The following is a 24,060-nucleotide window of genomic DNA, read 5'->3' on the forward strand; positions in this document are numbered from 1 at the left end:
TAAAAAAGACATCATCTTTCATATTGAAAGATGATGTCTTTTTTTATTAAACGTTTACTTGCTGAACTTGTAAAACTTTCAAAGTGCGGCGCTTTCATAACACTTGGTTATCTACTTGATATTCACGTCATTGGAACAATGCCAAAATCTTTGGGATCCTTTACTAGTTTTCTAGGAGCAGCCGTTTTCCCTATCGGCCTAATTCTAGTTATTCTTGCCGGTGGTGAACTAGTGACTGGTAATACGATGACCGTATCTATTGCTTGGTTTTCAAAAAAAATCTCTTTCTCTAAAGTATTAAAAAATTTACTAATTGTTACAATTAGCAATTTTATTGGTGCTATATTTGTCGCTTATTTTTTTGGCCACATCGCCGGATTAACAGAGGGACAATTTTGGGGAAAAACGGTATCGATTGCTCAGGCAAAACTACATGATACACCTGTGCAAGCATTTATTTCTGCTATTGGCTGTAACTGGCTCGTTTGCTTAGCAGTTTGGCTCAGTCTGGGTAGCAAAGAGTTTGCTGGAAAAGTAATTGGTATTTTGTTCCCCATTATGACTTTTGTTGCAATTGGCTTTCAACACGTTGTTGCCAATATGTTCGTTATTCCAGCCGCCATTTTTGCAGGTCACCTAACTTGGATGAAATACTTACCGAATTTCATTGTTGTTTTCTTTGGAAACTTAGTAGGTGGTATGCTATTCGTAGCACCCCCTTACTTCTTGGCTTACACTAAACCAGGGCAGTCAAAAAGCGAAACAACAGAATTAAAGAAAAAATCTGTAACTGCTTAACAAAAAGAATTTCATATAAAACCTATAGTACACTTGTTCTCTTCTCTTTTATACGTTATAATAACAACTTAAATAGCATTATTTACATATGAGGTGAAGATATGAATAAAACAGAATTAATTAAAAATGTAGCACAAACAGCTGAAATTTCTCAAAAAGAAGCTACTGTAGTTGTGCAATCTGTAGTAGAATCAATCACAAACACTTTAGCAGCTGGTGAAAAAGTACAACTTATCGGATTCGGTACATTTGAAGTTCGTGAAAGAGCTGCTCGTACAGGCCGTAACCCACAAACAGGTGAAGAAATGCAAATCGCAGCTTCAAAAGTACCTGCATTTAAAGCTGGTAAAGAACTAAAAGAAGCAGTAAAATAATAAAAAATGGCCTTCTCGCTTATGAGAAGGCTTTTTTATGTTTTTTATGTTTAAATTGTTGTATTAATCTCATTATAAAAAGGCTCGTCAAACCTATAATCCTAGTTGGATAATTAATACGTCATCCTTTCATGTGGGCTAAATAACATTGGAACAACCTCCGAATAAATAACATTTCCAAGTACATTTACTAAAAATTAGATTTAAAAATAACACTGTCTATAAAGTGAAACTTTAATCAGTGGGGGTCTTACTGCCCATTAATGCGGGATAAAAGTATCAACATAAATAAAAAACAAGCTAGATCCAATACTAGCTCGTTCTATTACGCTTTTGAGAATCGTTCGAACACTGTCATTAACTCTTCGATTGCTTCGTCTCCATTCCCATCTTTAATCGCATTAGAAACACAATGGTCTGTATGATTTTTAAGGATTCCCATACCGACCTTCTTCATCGCTGCATTAATAGCTGAAATTTGCACTAAAATATCAACACAATAGCGATCATTTTCAATCATATTTTGGATACCACGTACTTGCCCTTCAATTCTCTTTAACCGATTCATAATTTGTTCTTTTTCTTTATCCGACCTATGAGTAGTAGCTGCTTCATTTTCATTATGCCTCATTTTATCACCTTCTTAAAGTTTCTATCCTATTAACAAATAGATATCTCTAACAACCCTATTCCATTTCAATCTACATGTAATAACATCTAATCGGAGTATAACATTTATAGCATAAAATATACATACAGATATACTCTATATTTTCCTATATAAGGACATTACATACGTGTTTCTGTACTACATTTTCTAATGTTTCATTCAAAAACAAAAATTAGGATATATTACTTACAAATCTCAGCGCCTTACTTAAAGTGGTTGGAACTACCGACGCATGATTCTCTCCCTCAGCTTCATAAAATGCAAAGCGAAATTTATTATATTGCAAATTCAGTAAACGCTCTGATAATGCATTCGCATCTCGAACCATATGCTCTCTTTCTAGTGCTCCTACTGTCAGAAAGACTCCCACTTCAAAATTCGCTCTGTCCAATTCATTTATAAACTCTATTTCGTTTTCAAGAACAGACTGGTTATTCCACCAAATAGATGGGCTACTGATGAAATAATTTTGAAAGGCATTTATATTTGTAAATAATACATGTAAAGCGAATAATCCACCGAGTGAATGTCCAAATATCGTTTGCCTTCCTCTATTAATCTTAAAATTCTTTTCGATGTGTGGCTTCAATTCATCTTGAAGAAATGCTAAAAATTCATTTGCTCCTCCTGACTCAGGCCACGGTTTTCCATCAGGTTTTGGCGGCGCATCCATAGAAGGTACAGAAGGAGTAAAATCATAACATCTTTCAGAAGCTGCAAAAGCACCTTCTATCGGATAACCAACGCCAACAATTATAGATGGTGCAACTCCTGTTTTTTCTGCTCTTACTGATTGGATCTTAATAGCTTCTTGGAACGTTTGAAAAAATGCGTTTCCATCTAATACATAAATTACAGGATATCCATGTTCTGGAGCAGGTTGCTTTGGCTTCGAAATATAAATTTGATATTCACGGTTTCCTATTTTCGAATACATCTTCCATTGCTCTGCACCAGAAATGGTAACATCTTTTTTCTCAATACTTGTATTCATGTTCCTCTCCCCTCCTCTTATTATTTTAACTAGTTACATATATTTCCGTGTTTTCTTCTTGGAACACACTATCATAACCGAAACATACAGGAGCTCCATTATAAGGATCTATCATGACCCGTGCGTTAATATGAAATACACTTTTTAATACTTCATTTGTAATGATTTCTACCGGGCTTCCTGCTGTAATAATTTTTCCATCTTTCATCGCAATAATCTCATCTGAAAATCGCGCTGCATGATTAATATCATGTAAAACCATAACAACCGTACATTTGTGATCTTTGTTTAATCGTTCAACAATTTGCAATACTTCTAATTGATGAGACATATCAAGGTATGTAGTCGGTTCATCTAATAATAAAACTTCTGTTTCTTGTGCTAAAGCCATTGCTAGCCATACTTTTTGTCTTTGTCCACCAGATAGATTTCCGATTTGACGCGTACGAAAAGCGGATGTTTTTGTAATATCTAATGCCCAATCAATCATTTCTTTATCTTTTGGTGATAGTTTATTCACATTATTTCGATGTGGGTAACGTCCGTAAGAAATCAATTCTTCCACTTTCAGTTCGCCTGGTGCAATTGGGTTTTGTGGAAGTAGTGCGAGCTGCTTTGCAATTTGTTTTGTAGGAATTGTATTTAAATCTTGTCCTTGTAAATACACTTTTCCGCTTTTTTGTTTTAAAATGCGCCCCATTGTTTTTAAGAGTGTTGATTTCCCGCATCCATTTGGGCCAATAATTGTAGTAACTTTCCCCTTTTGTATCTCTACATTCAAATCACGAAACACTGTAAACTTTTCATAACTTGTTTCTAAATTTTCAGCTCTTAGATCATTCACTTTCTCTCACTCCTCTTACGCCTTCGCTTTATATAACAGATACAGGAAATATGGTACACCAATAATCGAAATGACAATTCCAACTGGTAATTCCACAGGTGTAAATATTGTTTTTGCAATAAAGTCTGAAACAATGACAAGTAGCATACCGATTGCTCCACATACAGGGATCACATACTTATGCTGAATACCAACGAGACGTTTTGCAATATGCGGTGCCATCAGTCCTACAAATCCGATACTGCCCGAGACAGCAACACAAGCACTTACTAATCCAATACCACTTAATAATAAAATAGATTTTTCTCTCTCAACCGAAACTCCTAAACTCGTAATACTCGTTTCCTCCAATTGAAATAAATCAAGTAAATAGGCTTTTCTTTTAATTATAGGAATTAGGATAATGAGCCATGGCAGCATAGCAATAATATATTTCCAATTTGCATTATATATACTCCCGGAAACCCAAACGGCAGCCATTTCAAAGTCAGTTGCTTTCATTTTCAATGATAAATACATAGAAAATGCACCAAATCCTGATCCTATCGCAATTCCTGTTAATAAAAGACGTTGGGAATCTAGTTTTCCATTTCGCCAAGAAAACATATAAATTAATATAGCTGCACCTAAACCACCAACTAACCCAAACATTGGCATCATCAAAATCGAAACCCAGTCCGTACTTTTCAACTGTCCTTGAAAGAAAAACATAAAAATAACAATTGCAGTTCCTGCTCCAGCATTCACACCTAAAATACCCGGATCAGCTAAACCGTTTCTTGTAATTCCTTGAATAACTGCTCCAGCAATTCCAAGACCTAATCCTACTAAACCAGCGATCACAATTCTTGGAAGCCGAAAATTAAATATTACTAAATCATGTTCGGGAACAGGATTTACCCGAAAGATTGTCCGACACACATCCATAACTGTAATATCAAATGTACCGTTTGTTAAACTAACATATATAGCTATCAAAATTAAAAATATAATGATCCCCATTGTCATTACATAATTCCGATTTGAACCCTTAAGCATGCTTCTCTCCTCCTCTTGTCCGTATTAAATAAAGGAAGAAAGGAATTCCAATTAAAGACGTAACAACTCCTATTGGTGTTTCAAACGGATAATTTACAAACCTACTTACTATATCGCATAAAGCTAAAAACAAACCACCAATCACTCCTGAACAAGAGATAATCCATTTATAATCTACTCCAATTAAAAAACGAGTAATATGCGGAATAATAAGTCCTACAAAACCAATTTTTCCGACTAGCGCAACCGCCGTCCCTGTCAAGAATATAACTGATATAATAGCGGTCGCTTTTACTAGTTTTGTACGTTGCCCTAAATTGACAGAAACCTCTTCTCCTAATGAAAGAATCGTAATCGATTTCGATATTAGCAGTGCCAAAATAATCCCAACTATCCCGAAAGGAATTGCTAATTTGATTACATTTGGATCGACTTGATGTAATTTGGCATTGTACCAAAAACTAATATTTTGAGAAACTTGAAAATAAGATGCAATTGCAGCAGAGACACTACTTAAAAATGTACCTATAACAGTTCCAATAATCGCTAACCGAACTGGTGATAATCCATTTCGAAGCAATGAACCGAACCCAAAAACAATTCCGGCTCCTAATGCTGATCCTAGCATAGAACATAAAATCATATTAATTGAAGACATTCCCGGAAGGAATACCATACAAATTGTAATCACAAAAGCTGAGCCATCTGTCACACCCATAATAGAAGGGGATGCAAGATAGTTTCTTGTCATCCCCTGCATAAGTGCTCCTGATATGGCTAGAAATGCTCCTACTAAAAGAGCCCCAACTACCCTTGGTAAACGAGAAGTAATAATAATATTATGATTTACATTTCCTGAATCAAAATGAAACAATGCATTCCAAGTTGTTTCAAAATTGATATTTTTCGCCCCATATAAAATTGAAAGCATAATTGTAAGTAAAATAACGATGGGTGCCAAACATAAAATTATCATTGGTACTGAATTTATTTTCCGCATATCATTCAACGCACCTTACTTATTTAGATAAATTTTTCACAGCTTCTTTTAAGAAAGCAGTTTTACTCCAAGCAGTACCACCTTGTGCCATTGGATCAACAGAGTTTACAAATACTTTTTTATCTTTTACAGCATTAATGCTTTGCCAAATTGGATTGCTTTGTAAATCTTCTAATATTTGTGGTTTATCCTTATTCTCGCTCTCTTCAAATTGTAAGAAGATATAATCTGGATTACTCTCAGCTAATTTTTCTAAGGAAATTGCTTCTTGTGCTTTTACAGCTTTAATTTCTTCTGGAACAATTAATCCTAAATCTTTATAAATAACTGGGTTGAAGTAAACGCCTTCTGGATAAAGATACAAGTTACTAGCTCTTAATCTTATTACAAGAACCTTTTTATCTTTTAATTTATCACCAATTTTTTCTTTCGCTTTTTCAGCATCAGCTTTATAATCTTTAATAATTTTTTCCGCTTTATCTTTTTTACCAGATAACTCTCCCATTAACTTCAAGTTTTCTTCCCAATTTGTAGAAATATGTGATACTGGGAATGTTGGAGCTACCTTTGCAAATTTCTCACCTGCCTCTGGTGGGAATTTTGAGCTAGATGTAATTACATCTGGTTTTAATTGAAGTAATGTTTCAAAATTTGGTTCCATTTTCTCACCGATAGATTTTGCCCCTTTTAAATCTTCTGCTAAGTACTTCGGTAATTGTCCACCTACTGTTATTGCTCCTACTGGCTTAATGCCAAGTATAGCTGCATCTTCCATTGATTCTAAGCTAGCTGTTGCAATTTTTGATACTTTTGCAGGAACTGTATATTCTTTACCTAAGTATGTAATCTTTTGTTTCTCATCTTTCTTCGTTTCAGTTGCTTTTGATTCTTGTTTTTGTTCTCCTGAACTTTTATCTGCACTGTTACATGCTGCAAGTCCAATACTTAATACTGTAACCATTCCTAATGTAAATAATTTCTTGTTCATGTTTATAAATGCTCCTCTCTAAATTAACACCCTTTAAATATGTTGTTTTTGAAACTTTATTTCTATTTATTAAAATTTATCTATTTAAAATTAAAACTCATTACTTCACTTCCTCTAATAATAAGTTATCATCTACCCCCAACCAACGATAATCATTATCACTGATAATGATTATCGTTATTAATTATATAGCTATAAACACATTATTTCAAGAATTATTTGAGAAATTTTAACAAAACAAATAAAAAAGTAGTATCTATCCTTTATTCAAAATAGATACTACTTTTTTATATTTTCTAAATTTCTAGATTCAATTCAACAGGACAATGATCTGATCCCATTACTTCACTATTGATTTTCGCATCGACAATTTTATTCTTTAATCTTTCAGAGACGATGAAATAATCCAAGCGCCACCCAATGTTTTTCGTCCTTGCATTCATACGATATGGCCACCATGAATAAGCCCCTTCTCTATCAGGATATAAATAGCGATACGTATCGATAAATCCTTCATCCAAAATCCGGTTGAACTTTTCTCTTTCTTGATCTGAAAAACCAGGATTTTTTCGATTTGTTTTTGGATTTTTCAAATCAATTTCTTTATGTGCCACATTTAGATCCCCGCAAAAAATAACAGGTTTCTTTTTGTCTAACTGCTTAATATAAGTTAAAAAATCATCCTCCCATTCCAGTCGATAATCTAAACGTTCTAAGCCTCTTTTCGCATTCGGTGTATAGAGCGTTAGCATATAAAAATCTTCAAATTCTAATGTAATCAGTCTTCCTTCTTGATCATGCTCTTCAATCCCTAAGCCATATGTAACAGAAAGCGGTTCTTTTTTTGATAAAATAGCAGTTCCTGAATAACCTTTTTTCACAGCATAATTCCAGTACACATGGTACCCTTCCGGATTTAGATCAATTTGTCCACTCTGCAATTTAGTTTCTTGCAAACAAAAAATATCCGCATCGACTTCCTCTAAGTATTCTATAAAACCACCTTTTGCAATAACTGCTCGTAAACCATTTACATTCCACGAAATAAATTTCACTTTTTGTTCCTCCTCTTGCTGCTGTAGCATGATATCATACTCGCTCTACATTTATATTTTTTGCTTACATGCTAACACAAAATATAACTTCTATCATTTTCACCTTTGTAATCTTGCTCTTACATTCATAAATACGTACGTGCGTACTTGTTTCAGGGTATACTAATTTCGGAGGTGATTCCATGCAAAATGAGAGATTACAATTCGAAACAAGTGTAAATCATTTGACGAATGAACGCTGGCAAGCGATTATACACAACGATGCTTCTTATGATGACAAATTTTTTTACGCCGTAAAGACAACAGGTATTTTTTGCCGTCCATCATGTAAATCTAGAACACCTAACAAAGACAATGTACGAATTTTCCTCAATGCAAAACATGCACTATCCGAAAAATTCCGTCCTTGCAAACGTTGTAAACCAAATGGATTAAAGTTACCTAATGAAGATTGGATAACTCAAATTATAAAGTACATTAATAAAAATTATCACGAACCATTAACTCTTGAAATACTTGCAGATATGTGTCATGGCAGCCCCTATCATTTACAGCGTACTTTTAAGCGAATGAAAGGCATCACTCCGCTAGAGTATATACAACAATTAAGGGTTTCCAAAGCTATGCAGTATCTTACAAATACAAATCAAACAATTATAGAGATAGGTTTTGCTGTGGGTATAGCCAACACTGCACATTTTGCAACATTATTTAAAAAGAAAACAGGGTATACCCCTACTGAATACCGAAAAATAAAGCACACAAGCGAGGGAAAGTACAATGGAATCTAAAACAAATCAAATTATATATTGGACTCTATTTGTTCACGAAAACTGGCATATGTATATTGCCGCAACATCAACAGGATTATGCTTTGTAGGATCTCAAAATCAAACTTTTGAAGAATTAACAACTTGGACGAAAAAACGGTTTCCAAAGCATACTTTAGTTCAGAATCCCTTAAAGTTACAACCATATGTTCAAGAACTAGAAGAGTATCTAAAAACACAACGGGAAGTATTTACATGTCCCATTGATGTTCACGGAACACCTTTCCAGTTAGCTGTCTGGAATACATTACGTGAAATTCCTTATGGAAAAACCTATTCCTACTCGGATATTGCAGCGCTCATTGAAAAACCAAAATCAGTGCGCGCTGTCGGTACTGCAATTGGAGCCAATCCTTTATTAATTACAATACCTTGTCATCGTGTAATTGGAAAGAATGGAAAATCAACTGGATTTCGAGGCAGCTTAGAAATGAAAAAAGAGTTATTAACATTAGAAAAAGCATTGCTGTAGGTGGTTGAAAATGAAAAATGCTACATTTCCTTTTGAATGGGACGCTCCTTATTTTATAGGTAACAAAACAGTTAAAAACTACTGCTTCCCTTGGTGTGGACAAAAGCAGCCCCCAAAAAACAATCAGAAATTTAAATCTAGAAAAGAAGCGGAACAAACTGGTTATCAGCCTTGTAGAAATTGTTGTCCTGAGCTTCCATATAGAGCATGGAAAGATGGAAATGAAAGCATAACATTAATTGTTCCGAAAGAATTTAGCTTCAAACAAAACCTACATTATCTTTCACGTTCCAAAAATGAATGTATGTTTCACATTGAAAATAACAAAATTTATAGAGTCGTTCCGATTGAGGGAGAAAACCCGTTAATCGAGACAAGTGTAAATGATGAGGGAAACATACATGTTCGCTTTTTAGGTGATAAGACACCGCCTGAGAAATGGGTTCGTGCTACAGTAGCGAGGTATGTAAGAGAATGGTTTGATTTAGCTACGGATTTAACCTCATTTTATGATGTAGCAAAAAACGATGTACTTCTGTCTAAACCAATCAACGAATATTACGGACTACGCAATATGGGAATTCCTGATTTATTTGAGGCACTTTGCTGGGGTATTCTTGGTCAACAAATTAATCTCACATTTGCCTATACATTAAAAAGACGCTTTGTTGAATCCTTCGGCGAACATATCGAATGGAATGGACGGAAATATTGGATATTTCCAACACCAGAGGTTATCGCCAACCTATCTGTAGAAGATCTAACAGAACTAAAAATGACCATAAGAAAATGTGAATATCTTATTGGTGTCGCAAAACTCATGACACAAGGTGTCTTAAGTAAAGACTTGTTCATAAACAGCGACCTAAAAAATGCTGAGAAAACATTAACCGACATACGTGGTATCGGACCATGGACAGCAAATTATGTTTTAATGCGTTGTCTAAGATTTCCTTCTGCTTTTCCAATTGACGATGTTGGCCTACATAATGTCATTAAACGTTTAACAGGATCAGAAAATAAACCAACAAAAAAAGAAATTAGAGAGTACGCTTCAGCATGGAAGGATTGGGAATCCTATGCGACCTTTTATTTATGGCGAGTTCTGTATTAAAATCCGGATAGTAATCAATAACTATCCGGACTTCTTCTTTATGCTTGCTCTTCAAATAACCGTACTATTTCTACAATAACCTGAACAGCCTTCTCCATATTATCTACAGAAACGTATTCAAATTTACCGTGATAGTTTTCCCCACCAGTAAAAATGTTTGGCGTCGGCAAGCCCATATATGATAATTGAGACCCATCGGTTCCTCCGCGGATCGGTTGAATATTTGGTTCAATGTCTAGATTTTTCATCGCCTCATACGCAATATCAACAATTTCCCTAACCGGTTCAATTTTCTCAAGCATATTGTAATACTGATCATTCATCTCAAGAATAATATTTTCCTCGCCATATTTTTCTTGCATCTGCTTCGTAATATTCGTAATTTTTTCTTTACGAGCCTCAAAGTTTTCACGTTCAAAATCTCGAATAATGTAATATGATTTACTTTGTTCAACATCACCATTTACAGAAATGAGATGGTAGAACCCTTCATATCCCTCTGTATATTCTGGTGCCTCTTCTACCGGTAACTGCGCATGAAACTCCATCGCTAACTTACTTGCATTGAGCATTTTATTTTTTGCTGTCCCAGGATGCGTATTATTTCCTTTAAAAGTAAGTTTTGCGCTTGCAGCGTTGAAACTCTCATACTCTAGTCCCCCAAGTGGGCCTCCGTCCATTGTATAAGCGAAAGACGCTCCAAAAGCTTTCACATCAAAGTGAGATGGTCCACGGCCGATTTCTTCATCCGGCGTAAATGCTACTCTTACCTTTCCGTGTTTAATTTGTGGGTTATGTAATAAATAATTCATAGCAGTCATAATTTCTGTAAGACCAGCTTTATCATCTGCCCCAAGAAGTGTTGTTCCATCAGTTGTGATTAAAGTATGACCTTTATATGACGGCAATTCTGGAAATTGTTCTGGTGTTAAAACGACATTCAATTCCTTATTCAAGGTAATTGCCTTACCATCAAAATCTTCATGAATTTGTGGTTTTACATTCTTCCCTGTAAAATCAGTTGCTGTATCTAAATGGGCTAAAAAACCAATTACAGGAACATTTTTATCGGTATTCGCAGGAAGTGTTGCCATGACATACCCATTTTCATCCAGCATTACTTCTGTCAAACCAATTTGTTTTAATTCTTCAACTAGTAATTTCCCAAATTCAATTTGCCCCGGTGTTGATGGTACTGTATGACTTTCTTCATTTGATTGTGTATCTACCTTCACATATCTTGTAAATCTTTCTATAAGCTCTTGTTTCAAATCATTTCACTCCTTTTTCATAAATCTCTCTTTATTATAATCCTCATAGCGAAATTTTTTAAAGTTTTTAACTACAATGTAGATTGGAAGGAAAATCGATAAATTTACTTATTACAACAATTCTTATTAACAAACCTATAGGTATATTTTATGTACATGAAATCTGATTCCTCCCACCCCACTGCTTTGTTTCTACTGAATTTTGAGGTGGGAGTGTTACTGTCCGAAAATAGTTGGATAAAAACGTATCAAAAAACTCGTAATCGAATGGTACCTTACAGCAAAGCTCTTCTTCTCATCCATTGCGTCGCAACCCATTTTTCACCTTTTATAACAGGTGCACCGCCATGAAGTGTCAGTTCATTTAATGATTTATCATTATAAAAGTATTCAAAGTATACGGCTGAACCTTTTTTCGGAGCTATAGAAAGATCAAGTTTTGGGAAATATGTTTCTCCACCTTCTTCTACATCGTTTAAATACATCACAAGCGTACTAATACGATTGTTTTCTGCTGCTCTGCTATGTTCTGAAAAGTAATCATAGTGTGCTTTATATTCTTGTCCAGGGGTGTATTTTAAAATATGAAGACCTTCACCATGTTCGACAGGAATATTCATAATCGAAGACACTCGTTTTTCAATTTTGGCAACGATTTCATTTCCCTCTAAAAATGTACCACTACTTGTTCGGATGTTGTTTACTTCACGAGAAGCGCCGATTTTTGAACGTTTCATAGAATCTTTTGATAATTCAATTAACAATTCACATTCTTCATCACTTAATACATTTGCTAAAACGACAATAAGAGGCTCTTCTACTCTTGAGATAATTTGTATTTCTCTGTCTTCTGTCACAATGGTGTTCCCTGTATGGTTAAAAATCGTTAGTTCTTTATTTTCATTTTGATTTTTCATTATTACTTCCCCTATCTCCCTTAAAAAATAATTAGATAGCATTAATATATCATATTTTCTTATCATTCACCCTTTAATAAATATTACAATAATTAATGTTCTAGTATACTATAATAGCTGAAAAAGAAGACATGTAATTTCAAATATTTTAAGTGCTTTAGTGAGGAAAAAGACAGACCACATTAGTGCAAACTTATGAACATATAAATCTTCACTCACAAAAAATATTGGAGTCTATTTTGAAGACATTATCATCAAAATAGACTCCAATATTTAGATTATTATCAAGTAAAAACTTGAACAAACGCCCCCTTTTTTATAACTATTCTACATTTATTTATCTATATGCATAAGTACAATTCTCCATCCATCAGGATCTTCTATTGTAATTCCTTTTTCTTTCCAGTATGGATTTTCCGCTTCAACTTCATGATGACCCATTGCATGTAGTCTATTATTTATTTTTTCAATTTCACTTTTATCCGGTATATAAAATACAAGTAAATTATCTTTTGTTGGGGCTGGACATGGACTACCATTCGTATGCCTTGTAAACTCTAGATGATATTCTACATCAGGCAATCCAAACATAACTCCATCATACCCTTCATGATTATGAAATTCACCTATACGTTTTAATCCTAATCCTTCTTCATAAAATGCAATAACTTCTTCAAATTTATCTGTCGGGCGTGCAATTCTAAAACGAATCCATTTTTTCATGTAATTATCCCCCTATAAATTTTATTACACTCTTATCTATTAATATAAATGAGTTTAATTTTTATGAAATCAAGCTTTCGTATGAAGATGAATTAATACAAAAGGTTGATATTACATGAAATAAGAAGGAACAATTTTTATATCAAAAAAACCGTTCACATTTATTCAGAATGTGTGTAATAAAATGATAATAACCGTTCTATTAAACTATTTATTGAAATTCATGTTAACGGGAGGAAATAAAATGGATGAAAACAATCGAAAAAGAAAATGGAACGGGTCTTCCAAAGCGATCCCGCTTTTTCTTTTAGAAGTAAAAAATGAATTAAAGAAAAAAAGTAAGCTCAAACAAATCCCTCTTAAAACATGTAAATTAACAAAAGAAGAAAAAATGCTAATCCATGAAATTAAAGAACGGACAAAACAACTGAACAAAAATAACGTGACGAGAACACGTGCTTATTATCAGTTTTACCTTCAGTATCCTGAAATACACTGGGCTTTACTTGGACATATGGTATCACGTAATGGTGGTTGGAACATGACAGATTTAAAAGGAGATTTATATACAAGACTGTTATCAGAAAAAGATCAACTTATCTACTATTCTTTTTTAGAACGGGGAAACTGGTTAATCTTCCAAGATGTGTATCCACAATTTTTACTATATGAACAAAGCCTCAAAAGATCCAAAACTCTCTTCTACCTCCTACCCCATCTCAACGTCTCAACGTTTATGGAAACGATATGGAACCATTTTTGGAAAACGGGCAATCACTATACATTAGCTGTAGCAACGATTATTAATGAACAAAACTACTTAGAAAAAAGGGTCATTCAAAATGATCATTTTAAAAAGACCGTACTAAATAGTATTGGATTTAAACTCTTTGACTTCTTACGCTTTAATCATATCCTTTTTCCATACTATGAAGATGAGACCAAACAAAAAACATTGTTATTTGGTGATACAATGAAACACTTTACCTCCTTACATGAACGAATTTTACTAGGTAAACGATTATACTCTTTATTGTTTCGCAACGAACATACGTTATCCAAAGTATTAAATTGGGCTCACGATCGTTCACATACTGCTTCACGAAAAGACTATTGGCCTCATTTGTTTTCCGATGTAAATGAGTCATTTTCCCGTGAATTTTATAAACGTAGAATAAAAAAATGTCACCTCAGAAAAGATGCAAATCGTTTATACAGCCCTCAATTAATATACGCATGGAGAGATTTGGAACATGAAGAGGCAGAAAAAGGGGACTGGTTTGAAGACTGGCGTATCGTAGACTATTTCATTGATAAAGGAGAAAATATAAATGGAAAGATTGAGGATGACTATTGCAAAACGCTTAAAAAAATTGAACTTGCAATCCTTACGAAAAAAAATATTCTTCTCAGAGAAGAAGAATAAACAAAAGAGTAATCACCTAGCATTTATAATTACCATCATTTTCTCCTGTTTCGTTGGAACATATTTAGACTACCTATTCGTTAGTAAACAAATGTATGCTTTTCCAGTAAGGCCATTTCCAAATATATTTACAGTCAATATTGCTTTTACTTTATTTGTATTACCAGCCTTTACTGCTTTCTTTTTACATATTGCAAAATCTTTATCTACATTTTCAAGAATTCTATTTATCATTTTGATTGGCATTTGTGCAAGTATATCGGAGCAATTTGCTGAAAGCTTAGGATTATTCAATCATAGTGAAAACTGGTATCATTCTTATTCTCTCTTCGGATATATAATTTTCATGCTTTTTATGTGGAAGATTTATCGTTTGCTACAATACTAAGTAATGGCTGTAGATTAACAAAAGCATTGTTACTTTATAAAGAAAAAGCAAATTAGAAACTAACTTCTAATTTGCTTTAAAGGTTTCTTATTAAGTCCCTTGTATTTCTAGATTCTATGTCTGATAACTTAATAATTTTTTCAATAATACATTGCTCATTACTCTGTAGGCTCATAGATGCAACGGAGCGCAACATTTTATGCTCACCAATACAAATTCCTTCTTTTGCATGCAAAAACATTGGCACATCATTTGCATCGTTACCGAAAGCGATGAATGATCCTTCTTCTATCCCTAACTTTTGTAATCCTTTCCATTTATCAATCCCTAATGGACTTATATCAATAATATCCTCTTGATGATGTGCATACATTTGCACAGGTAGTTCATTTAACACTTGCACTAATTTTTCTTCATTCCCACCAGGGAACAACACAACTTTCACCATTTCATCGATGCAATAAATCGATATATTAGCAGCTAATTTACCGGGATCTATGTTGCGATAAATTGGGTGATTTTCAATTCCAGTATAAGCATAATCCCATTGACTATCGATCAAATAAGCAAGGTGATGCTCCTCTATTAATGACCGAATAGACTTCATTGTTGATTTATCAAATGGTGTAACCTGAATGACTTTTCCTTCTTTTGCAACAAATGCTCCATTCCCACCAATCATTGAATAGTGATGCATATGCCTTGGTATAACAGGTAATAAATCTCTTATTGGTCTAGCAGATGCAAATATGATTTCATGTCCTCTAGCATGACAAGTATCTAATGCTTGAATAATTCCTTCGGTTAACGGCCTACCTTTGAAACAAATTGTACCATCAATATCAAAAATAAATTTCATATACATCACTCCTTCCTTTTTAATGTAAAAGAATTCTTTTATAATGAACAGGACAGATGTCCGAAAAAGGAGAAAAATCATGAAAAAGATTGAAGACGACTTGCTGCTATCAACTTACTTAGCAAATGAACATATACAGAAACTATTTACACATCCTCATCACCCATTTCAAATTCGACGATTTGATGTAAAAGAGATTGTGTTACACGAAGGAGAAGCTATTGACGGCCTATACATTCAAATATCTGGACGCACAAAAATCACGACAAGCGTGATTACAGGAAAAGCATTATTACTTCGATTTTGTTCTGCCGTTTCCATTATGGGTGATATTGAACTCATTCAAAATGTAAATATACAATCTCATGTAAGTGCTGCAGAAAAAACCGATTTTATTTTTATCAATAAACACTATGTTAATAAAGTACTTTTACATGACATTAATTTTTCACAAGAACTTTTACGCCATGTGACTTACAAACTACAAACATGTACGACTGCCTCACGTATTAATTTGCTAGCTTCAGTGGAAACACGATTTGCAAGTTACTTATGCACAATACGAAATACCTCTAAACTATTCGGGAGAGAAATCCGTACAACAGATCATCACGAGATCGCTTCACTTATCGGTACTACAACTCGACATTTAAATCGCGTGATTGAAAAATTAAGTGTAACGAATGTCATTCGCAAAGAAAACAATCAAATTACCGTGAAAGATTGGGAATCTATTGAACGTATTTCTAATGGTTTAAGATACGAGTAATATCGTCATACTAAATATGGTTGCATTCCAAAAAGGAGCAACTCATTCCAATTGCTCCTTCTCTTTATATTTTTTCCTTGTAAATGGTTTTTAAGCAATCCGTTAAACTACATCTCCCGCTACTAACAAAGGACGGCTTTGAAGTGTTTTAGAACGCAAACTATACGCAACCACTTTCTTCTTATATTGTTTAATCACATCAACACGATCATCGAAACTGTAAATCGAGAACTTAACATCAGATTTGCCTCTCTTTGTCTCAATCACCAATGGAATCCCATCATGCTGTGGTGGAAAATAGTATTTCTCTAAAAATATCGCTTCGTTAAACTGATTAATGATTTGAATTTTATCTTCCCCTTTTAAACATTTCCCATCAAAAGTTACAGTAGCCGCTTTCTCATTAAGTTGTGAGTGTAATTCAAACCTACTGACTAAAGACTCCACAACAGAAGTTGGAATACTTGAAACTAATATTTTTAGTCCACCAAAAAGTGCTAACATAACTACAAACCAGGTCGTCATATTTTATCATCTCCACTACATTCTAAATTCTTATTATTACATGATTCCTATTATCGCCCGATACTATTTAGTGTCTCTACAAATCTTTTAATCCCTACATGAATAAGATCTGTGTTCGCTCTTCCAAAAGTAAAACGTACATATTCTTTTCTCGAACCTAAAACGCTTCCTGGAACAAAAGCTACACCATTTTGTATCCCTTTTTCTAATAAATGATAGTCATCACTTGAGCCCTGCACTTGACACCACAAATGGATACCGCCTTCTGGAACATGAAAGGTAACCTGATTACCTAAAGTTCCCCTAAGGCTTGTGATTAATTGATCCCTTCTCTGTTTCAGTTGTTTACGAAGCATAGAAATATGCGTATGAAAATTTTCTAATTCTAAAAATTGATTTGCTATCCATTGTGGAAAAACACTATGCCCAAAATCTACTTGCTGCTTTGCATCTGCTAAACGCTCAATAACCCGAGGTGGACCAATCACCCACCCAATTCGTAGTCCAGATGCTACGATTTTCGATAATGAACTAATATATAAAACATTTCCATTCATATCCATAGATTTTAAGGTTGGATTTACCTCACCATTGAACGAAGTTAAGCTATAAGGATCATCTTCCACAATCGGTATACCAAATTCAGATGACAATTCCAAAACCTTTTTGCGACGAGACATTGAAAGGACCGTTCCTGTTGGATTCTGATAATCTGGATTTAGAAATACCATTCGAATTCGATGTTTTCTATGTAAATCTATCAAATCATCTGGATTCATTCCATGTTGATCCACAGGTAAATGGAATATTTTTAACCCAGCGGATTTAAACATCGGAAGTGAAAAACAATACGATGGATCTTCAATCGCAATCGCATCTCCCGGTTTAAGCAAGCATTGAACGATAAGATTAATTGCTTGTTGAGCTCCTGATGTAATTAGAATAGAACGTGGATCAACATCGATATTTTTATATTTATCCACATGTGAAGAAATCGTTTCCCGTAACTTTTCATTTCCTTGTGGATGATCATATCCTAGATTCTCCATAAATATTTGTTCTGAGAGAATCCTGCGAAACTGGTCAGCAGGAAACAAATCCCGTGACAACTCACCACTTGCCAAATTAATCAAATCATCCTTTTGTGTTTCCGTTCGAATATGTTGAACTAGCGGCAGATTTGGAAGAAATGAACCATCTTCTACATATCTCCCCCAGTTTGGCGTACGTTTACGTGATACCCCCCATATATCTGTATTAACACGCGTTCCGCTTCCTTTTGTTCTCTCTACTACCCCGAGTGATTTCAGTTCCTCATATGCTGCTACTACCGTACTACGGTTCACTTGCAGCTCTTTTGCTGAATTACGTTCCGAAGGTAACATACTATCTGAAGAAAATTCTCCTGAAGAAATCCCCCGTTCTATATATTCAGCAATTTGTTTATAGACTGGCATTTTATCTGCACGATTTGGTCTCCATTCCATCTAATCCCCTCCTCTCTTATTAGCAGACTTTTTATTAATTAAAATAAAATTAAGGTGTTAACCTCTGTTTGTTATATACTAAGTATTTCCCTGTTTGCATTTAACCTACCCTATTCATCCCGAACTATGAAGATATTCCCTCATTCTACAATGTAAATAGTAGTAACTAAACATATACACGAATTGAATTTTCACCTCTATTGTACATTCACATATTGAGGACTGGAGCTTCTTTACGTTAAAAAGTGCTACCTCTCTATCCTTATAAAGTGAAACTTTAATCAGTGGGGGGTTTCTTCATCTCGCACTCATTATTAGCTCTCACCAATCGGGCTTTTACGGAAAGCCCGACTCCCACCTAACTTCTTTGCTTTTGCTGAACTTTGAGGTAGGCGTCTTACTGCCTCTTAATGCAAGGTAAAAGAATAGTATTAAAAAAATAAACATTCCATTTCATTTAGGCTACCTATTTATCAAAAGTAGAAAGACTACAAGACAGCAATCGCATACCACGTAACTCCTATAAGCAGACTTAAGAGAAGGACGATATAAATACAAATTCTTCATATTCTGCTTCGTAGACTGACCGTAATTCTCCTCCGCGTTTCTTGTAACGAACACCGTTCCCGAAAGTGATCCAATTACAATAATAATAACTAATAAAATTGCAAATTTCATTGGCTTTCTCCTTTCTAAAACCAGTCTATTTGAACAGAAAACCGAATCGTTTAACTTAAAAAACTCTATATTTTTTGGATGAGAACATAATCAAGATACTTAAAGCATACTACTCTTCTCTTTTATAATAAGGGATATCCATTTCAAAAGGACCATCCACTTTCACGTCTTTTTGCTCATCCACTTTACAGGCGAAAAATAGTGTTTCTAAGTAATTGCTACCACTAAAAAATAAAAAGAACAATACAAAAAAGCAAACAACCTAATGAGTCTTTCTCACCGGTTGTTTGCTTTATATTAGCTCTCCAATATACTTGTAAATTTTTTATACCTACATCAAAAATTTTTAATAGTATTACGTGAATTAACGGTTAACCACTTCATTCTCTGTTTGAACATCTACTGGAACACGTTTTCCTATTCCAAAAGCATAAAAACTAATGACAACGATCGCTAGGAAAACAATACCTACAATAAGTGAAATTCGTGTATCTTCATTGAACCACATACCGATTAATACCATAACTAAAAAGGCAATCGTTACATAATTTGTAACAGGCGCAAAAGGCATTTTGAACGGATGATTTTCCATTTCAGCTCCTTTTGCTTTTCTGAATCGAATTTGACTAATCAGAATGACAAACCACGGAACCATACCAGGAAGTACACTTGCGCTGTATACATACACGAATAAGTTTTTTGGTGCAATATAACTTAAAATAACACCAACTGCTAAACCAATCAACACACCAACCGTACCAAATAAAGGCACACCATTACGGGAAATTTTTGTGAAGTATTTTGGTGCTTGTCCATTCACCCCTAATGTATAAAGCATGCGACCTGCACTGTAAATACCACTGTTACATCCAGACATTGCAGCTGTGATTACAACAAAGTTAATCAGTCCAGCTGCTGCTGTAATCCCAATTTTCGCAAAAGTTGCTACAAACGGGCTGCCAATTGAGTTGAGTTGATCCCAAGGATAAACAGTTACAATAACAAAAATTGCACCGATATAGAAAATTAAAATACGCCAAATTGTACTTTGAATTGCTTTCGTTAACGTTTTTTTCGGATCTTTTGCTTCACCAGCTGTAATTCCAATTAATTCAACGCCTTGGTAAGCCCCAACAACTAGTGATAGCGCAAAGAAGAACCCTGACCAACCACCCGTAAAGAAGCCGCCGTTTTCCCAAAGGTTCGATAATCCAATCGCATTCCCTCCGTTACCAAGTCCAAAGAAGATAAGTCCAAATCCTGCAATAATCATTAACACAATGGTAACAATTTTAATCATCGCAAACCAAAATTCAAATTCACCAAATGATTTAACAGAAATTAAATTTGCCGCACCAAGAATCACCATTGTGATGATACCTGGCACCCAAGCAGGCAGATCCGGGAACCAGTACTGCATGTATGCCCCAACTGCTATAATTTCTGACATCCCAACAATCACCCACTGGAACCAGTTACTCCATGCTGTCATATATCCTGCTAATGGGTGTATATACTTATGGCCAAATGTCGCAAATGAACCTGTACCAGGCTCTACATACAACATTTCTCCCATCGCACGCATAATGAAAAATATAAAAATCCCGGCAATTGCATAAGCTAACATTACCGATGGGCCTGTCCACCGAATCGTGCTGGCTGATCCCATAAATAAACCAACACCAATTGTACCACCCAAGGCAATCATTTGAATATGACGCGCTTCCAATCCTCTTTTTAGTTCTTTATTTGCCACTTTACTTCCTCCTCATCCACGATTCATAAGCAACATACAATATTACAATTTTTATTAGGTAACAAAGTGATAAAGCAAGCGTCATTTTCTCTCTTTTAAAGCTGCTCTAAACTCATTCCTAACAATTAGAACAAATTCCCCTATCTTCCTTTCTTCATAAAATTACTTATTTTATAATAATTGATTTGTCTGAAAAATACAATTACTTTTCTTGGAAATTAATATGGGTTAATCGATTAGGGAATACTAAATATATTAGTAACAAACAGCGATATTTTCATTATTCAAATTACCAATAAATATTTTTTGAATATATAAAAATTTTTAGGAATAGTTACTCACCATTGATCCTAAGACTAAATATCAAAACCTCTTTTTTTCTTATCGTGTACTCCAAAAAAATATGGAAATACCGAATGAAACAATTTTCCTTAACTCTAAAAATCATTGGAATAGTCTACCAAATTTAATAATACTAGTATTTTTATACATAGGAATCTCGCCTTTCAATCAAATCCTAAGAATGCGAAATGATGAGTTGATCAAAAAATGTATTGACAGAATAGCTTATATTTTTTTATAATCCGTTATAACAACTTAAGCACATGTAATTTGTCATGATTTTATCTGCGATGAAGAGGAGAGTAGATGATTAGGAGCGTATCAGAGAGCTGCCCCAAGGCTGAAAGGGTGGTAACGATCGAATCATTGAAGGTAGCCTTGGAGCTTTACTTGTGAAATAGCTATTTCATGTCTAGATTAGTAAGTAACGGTTGGTCCCGTTAGCAGACCTAAGTTTAATTTTATTCGTTAAACTTATAAAGCCTGTTTTTCGTGAGGGAAATAGGGGAAATTGGGTGGTACCGTGATACTTTCGCCCCAATATTTGATTTTCAGAATCAAATATTGGGGCTTTTTATATGAATTGAATACATAACAGCGTTGAAAAGAAGGAGTAAAAGAGAATTCTCATACACAGAGAGTCGTTCCACTGGCTGAGAGAACGATTATGAGACCCCTTTGAAGGTAGTCTTGGAGCTTTGCTTTTGAAAGGTGGAAAAATTGTATCCAGTAGAAAGCAACGATATGGTTCTCGTTACTGAACTAAAGTCATATTGACTTACTAAGTCTATTTACCGTAAGGAAATAGAAAAGTTGGGTGGTACCGTGATAACCTCGCCCCAACATTTGATTGATTTTTCAAGAATCAATCAAATGTTGGGGCTTTTTATATAAATTGAATACATAATGGCGTTGAAAAGAAGGAGTAAAAGAGAATTCTCATACACAGAGAGTCGTTCCACTGGCTGAGAGAACGATTATGAAACCTCTTTGAAGGTAGTCTTAGAGCTTTGCTTTTGAAAGATGGAAAAATTGTATCTAGTAGAAAGCAACGATATAGTTCTCGTTATCGAACTAAAGTCATATTGACTTACTAAGTCTATTTACCGTGAGGAAATAGAAAAGTTGGGTGGTACCGCGATTATCTCGCCTCAGCAATCAAGCATATTATGCATATTTGATTGTGGAGGTGAGTTTTTTTATTTTCTACGTAAAAATTAAATTAAAAGACATTAAAAAAGTCATAGAAATTAAAAAGATGAAAGCAGGAGGAATGAAAAATGAAAAATTTTCCAACGAAAGATAACTTATATATCGGTCTTATGTTATTCGCTCTATTTTTTGGAGCAGGCAACCTGATTTTCCCCCCTTCCTTAGGGCATGCCGCTGGAGCAAATATTTGGGAAGGAATGATGGGTTTCCTTATTACTTCAGTTGGTCTACCAATATTAGGTGTAACTGCTATCGCTAAGTTCGGAAGTTTACAAGCATTAACCAATCATGTACATCCAAAATTTTCAATAACCTTCACACTCATAACATACTTATGTCTTGGTCCATTTTTAGTTATTCCACGTGCAGGAAGTGTAGCTTTTGAAATGGGGGCTGTTCCGTTTCTTCCGAATGAGTTAAAGACCCAAGGTTTATCACTTTTTATTTATACCATTCTTTATTTTTCTTTAAATTTTTGGTTATGTCTAAATCCTTCTAAATTATTTGATCGAATTGGTAAAGTTTTAACTCCCATTATACTAGGAATTATTGCGATTATATTTATTCAAAGTATATTACATCCAATTGGAGAATACGGAATACCATCTCAAAAGTATGAACATACCGCTATATTTAAAGGCGTTATAGATGGTTACTTAACAATGGACGCTTTATCTGCTCTTCTTTTTGGAAGTGTTGTTATTACAGCAATTAAAAAAAGAGGTATCCATGATTCAAAAAAGATAACGCATATCACTATTAAGACGGGGATAATTGCAGGCGCTTTTTTAGCAATTATTTATCTGATGCTAGCGCATTTAGGAGCTACTAGCCAGTCTTTGATTCCTTCAACTGAAAATGGTGGACTTATTTTAACAGTTGTGACTACTCATTTATTTGGGAATTCAGGTAGTATCCTATTAGGATTAGTATTTACTCTTGCTTGCTTAACGACATCCATTGGCCTTATCACTTCTTGTGGTCAATATTTTTCTAGAATTATTCCATATTTTAGTTATAAAACATGGATTGGAATTCTTTGTTTCATTAGTATGTCTCTTGCTAACCTAGGTTTAACTCAAATTATATTATTTTCTGTTCCAATATTAACTATGATTTATCCTTTAACCATCGTTTTAATTATTTTATCTTTTTTTCATAAATCTTTTAAAGGATACTCATCTGTTTACGTAGGTAGTTTAGCAGGAACAGCTTTCATTAGTATCGTTGATGGCTTAAAGCAAAGTAACATTGAAATACATGTTATCGAAAGCCTTTATCATTTTATTCCATTATATACGGTGGGAATGGGTTGGATTTTACCTGCAATATTTGGAGCTTTTGTAGGCTATTTATGGGGAATATTAAGAAATGATTATTTTTCCCATAATGAATCAGAGGTACAAAATGATAAAATGTTATCTACTAAGTAAAAGAAAGGATGCCTTTATAGGGTATCCTCTTTATGTGTATAAACAGTTACTTACTTGCACACTTTTTTACTATTACTGAACCTTGATTTGGCTGCTT

At 34.3% G+C, this 24,060-nt stretch carries 22 protein-coding genes, 2 pseudogenes and 3 other annotated features; of the genes and pseudogenes, 9 read left to right on the forward strand and 15 right to left on the reverse strand.

Annotated elements, in window-relative coordinates; all coding sequences use genetic code 11:
* Window positions 1-87 precede the first annotated feature (87 nt).
* Together HRG09_RS17470 and HRG09_RS17475 are read left to right on the forward strand one after the other, a co-directional pair.
* A pseudogene (locus tag HRG09_RS17470) lies at window positions 88-798 on the forward strand (formate/nitrite transporter family protein); the annotation flags it as partial.
* Window positions 799-899: 101 nt separating this feature from the next.
* A complete protein-coding gene (locus HRG09_RS17475) occupies window positions 900-1,172 on the forward strand; it encodes an HU family DNA-binding protein (protein ID WP_003199316.1) in 273 nt (90 codons plus the stop codon).
* A 325-nt stretch (window positions 1,173-1,497) separates the two neighbouring features.
* Here the strand turns inward: HRG09_RS17475 and HRG09_RS17480 are convergent, their stop codons facing one another.
* The 7 genes from HRG09_RS17480 to HRG09_RS17510 all read right to left on the reverse strand — a co-directional run bounded on the left by HRG09_RS17480 (window position 1,498) and on the right by HRG09_RS17510 (window position 7,761).
* Window positions 1,498-1,803, reverse strand: coding sequence for a metal-sensing transcriptional repressor (locus HRG09_RS17480; protein ID WP_174102172.1), 306 nt, complete (start codon window positions 1,801-1,803; stop codon window positions 1,498-1,500).
* A gap of 211 nt (window positions 1,804-2,014) precedes the next feature.
* Window positions 2,015-2,836 (reverse strand): alpha/beta hydrolase, encoded by an 822-nt coding sequence (locus HRG09_RS17485; RefSeq protein WP_174102173.1) that lies wholly within the window; start codon window positions 2,834-2,836, stop codon window positions 2,015-2,017.
* A 25-nt stretch (window positions 2,837-2,861) separates the two neighbouring features.
* A complete protein-coding gene (locus HRG09_RS17490; RefSeq protein ID WP_174102174.1) occupies window positions 2,862-3,680 on the reverse strand; it encodes an ABC transporter ATP-binding protein in 819 nt (272 codons plus the stop codon).
* Between the two features lie 15 nt (window positions 3,681-3,695).
* Window positions 3,696-4,688 carry a FecCD family ABC transporter permease gene (locus HRG09_RS17495; RefSeq protein WP_375335766.1) on the reverse strand — a complete coding sequence of 331 codons (993 nt, stop codon included), beginning with the start codon at window positions 4,686-4,688 and terminating at the stop codon, window positions 3,696-3,698.
* 22 nt (window positions 4,689-4,710) lie between these two features.
* Complete coding sequence (locus tag HRG09_RS17500) at window positions 4,711-5,718, reverse strand: FecCD family ABC transporter permease (protein WP_174102176.1); 1,008 nt, start codon at window positions 5,716-5,718, stop codon at window positions 4,711-4,713.
* Between the two features lie 19 nt (window positions 5,719-5,737).
* Entirely contained in the window at window positions 5,738-6,706 is a 969-nt protein-coding gene (locus tag HRG09_RS17505) for an iron-hydroxamate ABC transporter substrate-binding protein (protein WP_174102177.1), read from the reverse strand.
* Window positions 6,707-7,002: 296 nt separating this feature from the next.
* Window positions 7,003-7,761, reverse strand: a complete 759-nt coding sequence (locus HRG09_RS17510; RefSeq protein WP_174102178.1) for an exodeoxyribonuclease III — start codon at window positions 7,759-7,761, stop codon at window positions 7,003-7,005.
* A 182-nt stretch (window positions 7,762-7,943) separates the two neighbouring features.
* On the opposite strand from HRG09_RS17510, the gene HRG09_RS17515 reads away from it, so the two are divergent.
* The 3 genes from HRG09_RS17515 to HRG09_RS17525 are packed head-to-tail and all read left to right on the forward strand — an operon-like array spanning window position 7,944 to window position 10,177.
* Complete coding sequence (locus HRG09_RS17515) at window positions 7,944-8,552, forward strand: bifunctional transcriptional activator/DNA repair enzyme AdaA (protein WP_174102179.1); 609 nt, start codon at window positions 7,944-7,946, stop codon at window positions 8,550-8,552.
* Window positions 8,542-9,063: a methylated-DNA--[protein]-cysteine S-methyltransferase gene (locus HRG09_RS17520; protein ID WP_174102180.1), complete on the forward strand. Its 522-nt coding sequence runs from the start codon at window positions 8,542-8,544 to the stop codon at window positions 9,061-9,063. Before HRG09_RS17515 ends, HRG09_RS17520 begins: the two co-directional genes overlap by 11 nt.
* A 10-nt stretch (window positions 9,064-9,073) precedes the next feature.
* The gene (locus HRG09_RS17525; RefSeq protein WP_174102181.1) at window positions 9,074-10,177 is read left to right on the forward strand and encodes a DNA-3-methyladenine glycosylase 2; all 1,104 of its coding nucleotides are present in this window, start codon (window positions 9,074-9,076) and stop codon (window positions 10,175-10,177) included.
* Window positions 10,178-10,215: 38 nt separating this feature from the next.
* Here the strand turns inward: HRG09_RS17525 and pepT are convergent, their stop codons facing one another.
* The 3 genes from pepT to HRG09_RS17540 form a co-directional block, all read right to left on the reverse strand.
* On the reverse strand, window positions 10,216-11,448 hold the full coding sequence (gene pepT / locus HRG09_RS17530; RefSeq protein ID WP_174102182.1) for a peptidase T: 1,233 nt from the start codon (window positions 11,446-11,448) through the stop codon (window positions 10,216-10,218).
* Between the two features lie 275 nt (window positions 11,449-11,723).
* Window positions 11,724-12,365, reverse strand: coding sequence for a 2OG-Fe(II) oxygenase (locus tag HRG09_RS17535; RefSeq protein ID WP_174102183.1), 642 nt, complete (start codon window positions 12,363-12,365; stop codon window positions 11,724-11,726).
* 333 nt (window positions 12,366-12,698) lie between these two features.
* Window positions 12,699-13,088 carry a VOC family protein gene (locus HRG09_RS17540; protein WP_174102184.1) on the reverse strand — a complete coding sequence of 130 codons (390 nt, stop codon included), beginning with the start codon at window positions 13,086-13,088 and terminating at the stop codon, window positions 12,699-12,701.
* A 244-nt stretch (window positions 13,089-13,332) separates the two neighbouring features.
* On the opposite strand from HRG09_RS17540, the gene HRG09_RS17545 reads away from it, so the two are divergent.
* Window positions 13,333-14,514: a DUF2515 domain-containing protein gene (locus HRG09_RS17545; protein ID WP_174102185.1), complete on the forward strand. Its 1,182-nt coding sequence runs from the start codon at window positions 13,333-13,335 to the stop codon at window positions 14,512-14,514.
* Window positions 14,462-14,902 (forward strand): CBO0543 family protein, encoded by a 441-nt coding sequence (locus tag HRG09_RS29020; protein ID WP_254610117.1) that lies wholly within the window; start codon window positions 14,462-14,464, stop codon window positions 14,900-14,902. Before HRG09_RS17545 ends, HRG09_RS29020 begins: the two co-directional genes overlap by 53 nt.
* Window positions 14,903-14,978: 76 nt before the next feature.
* Here HRG09_RS29020 and HRG09_RS17550 read toward each other — a convergent pair whose 3' ends face one another.
* Window positions 14,979-15,767 carry an HAD-IIB family hydrolase gene (locus HRG09_RS17550; RefSeq protein WP_174102186.1) on the reverse strand — a complete coding sequence of 263 codons (789 nt, stop codon included), beginning with the start codon at window positions 15,765-15,767 and terminating at the stop codon, window positions 14,979-14,981.
* Window positions 15,768-15,840: 73 nt separating this feature from the next.
* On the opposite strand from HRG09_RS17550, the gene HRG09_RS17555 reads away from it, so the two are divergent.
* On the forward strand, window positions 15,841-16,530 hold the full coding sequence (locus HRG09_RS17555) for a Crp/Fnr family transcriptional regulator (RefSeq protein WP_174102187.1): 690 nt from the start codon (window positions 15,841-15,843) through the stop codon (window positions 16,528-16,530).
* 102 nt (window positions 16,531-16,632) lie between these two features.
* On the opposite strand, the gene HRG09_RS17560 is transcribed toward HRG09_RS17555, so the two are convergent.
* The 4 genes and pseudogenes from HRG09_RS17560 to HRG09_RS17575 form a co-directional block, all read right to left on the reverse strand.
* Window positions 16,633-17,055, reverse strand: a complete 423-nt coding sequence (locus HRG09_RS17560; RefSeq protein WP_174102188.1) for a YfmQ family protein — start codon at window positions 17,053-17,055, stop codon at window positions 16,633-16,635.
* 50 nt (window positions 17,056-17,105) lie between these two features.
* Window positions 17,106-18,542, reverse strand: coding sequence for a MocR-like pyridoxine biosynthesis transcription factor PdxR (pdxR, locus tag HRG09_RS17565; RefSeq protein ID WP_174102189.1), 1,437 nt, complete (start codon window positions 18,540-18,542; stop codon window positions 17,106-17,108).
* Between the two features lie 488 nt (window positions 18,543-19,030).
* Window positions 19,031-19,220 (reverse strand): annotated as a pseudogene (locus tag HRG09_RS17570) (hypothetical protein).
* A gap of 364 nt (window positions 19,221-19,584) precedes the next feature.
* Complete coding sequence (locus tag HRG09_RS17575) at window positions 19,585-20,976, reverse strand: amino acid permease (RefSeq protein WP_174102190.1); 1,392 nt, start codon at window positions 20,974-20,976, stop codon at window positions 19,585-19,587.
* A gap of 623 nt (window positions 20,977-21,599) precedes the next feature.
* Window positions 21,600-21,861 (forward strand) — a binding site (T-box leader).
* 48 nt (window positions 21,862-21,909) lie between these two features.
* Window positions 21,910-22,163 (forward strand) — a binding site (T-box leader).
* Between the two features lie 58 nt (window positions 22,164-22,221).
* Window positions 22,222-22,475: a binding site (T-box leader), on the forward strand.
* 123 nt (window positions 22,476-22,598) lie between these two features.
* Between HRG09_RS17575 and brnQ the strand changes: the two genes are divergently transcribed.
* The gene (gene brnQ / locus HRG09_RS17580) at window positions 22,599-23,963 is read left to right on the forward strand and encodes a branched-chain amino acid transport system II carrier protein (protein WP_174102191.1); all 1,365 of its coding nucleotides are present in this window, start codon (window positions 22,599-22,601) and stop codon (window positions 23,961-23,963) included.
* The last annotated feature ends 97 nt before the right edge of the window (window positions 23,964-24,060 follow it).

The organism is Bacillus sp. Xin1, from assembly GCF_013314535.1.
GTDB lineage: Bacteria > Bacillota > Bacilli > Bacillales > Bacillaceae_G > Bacillus_A.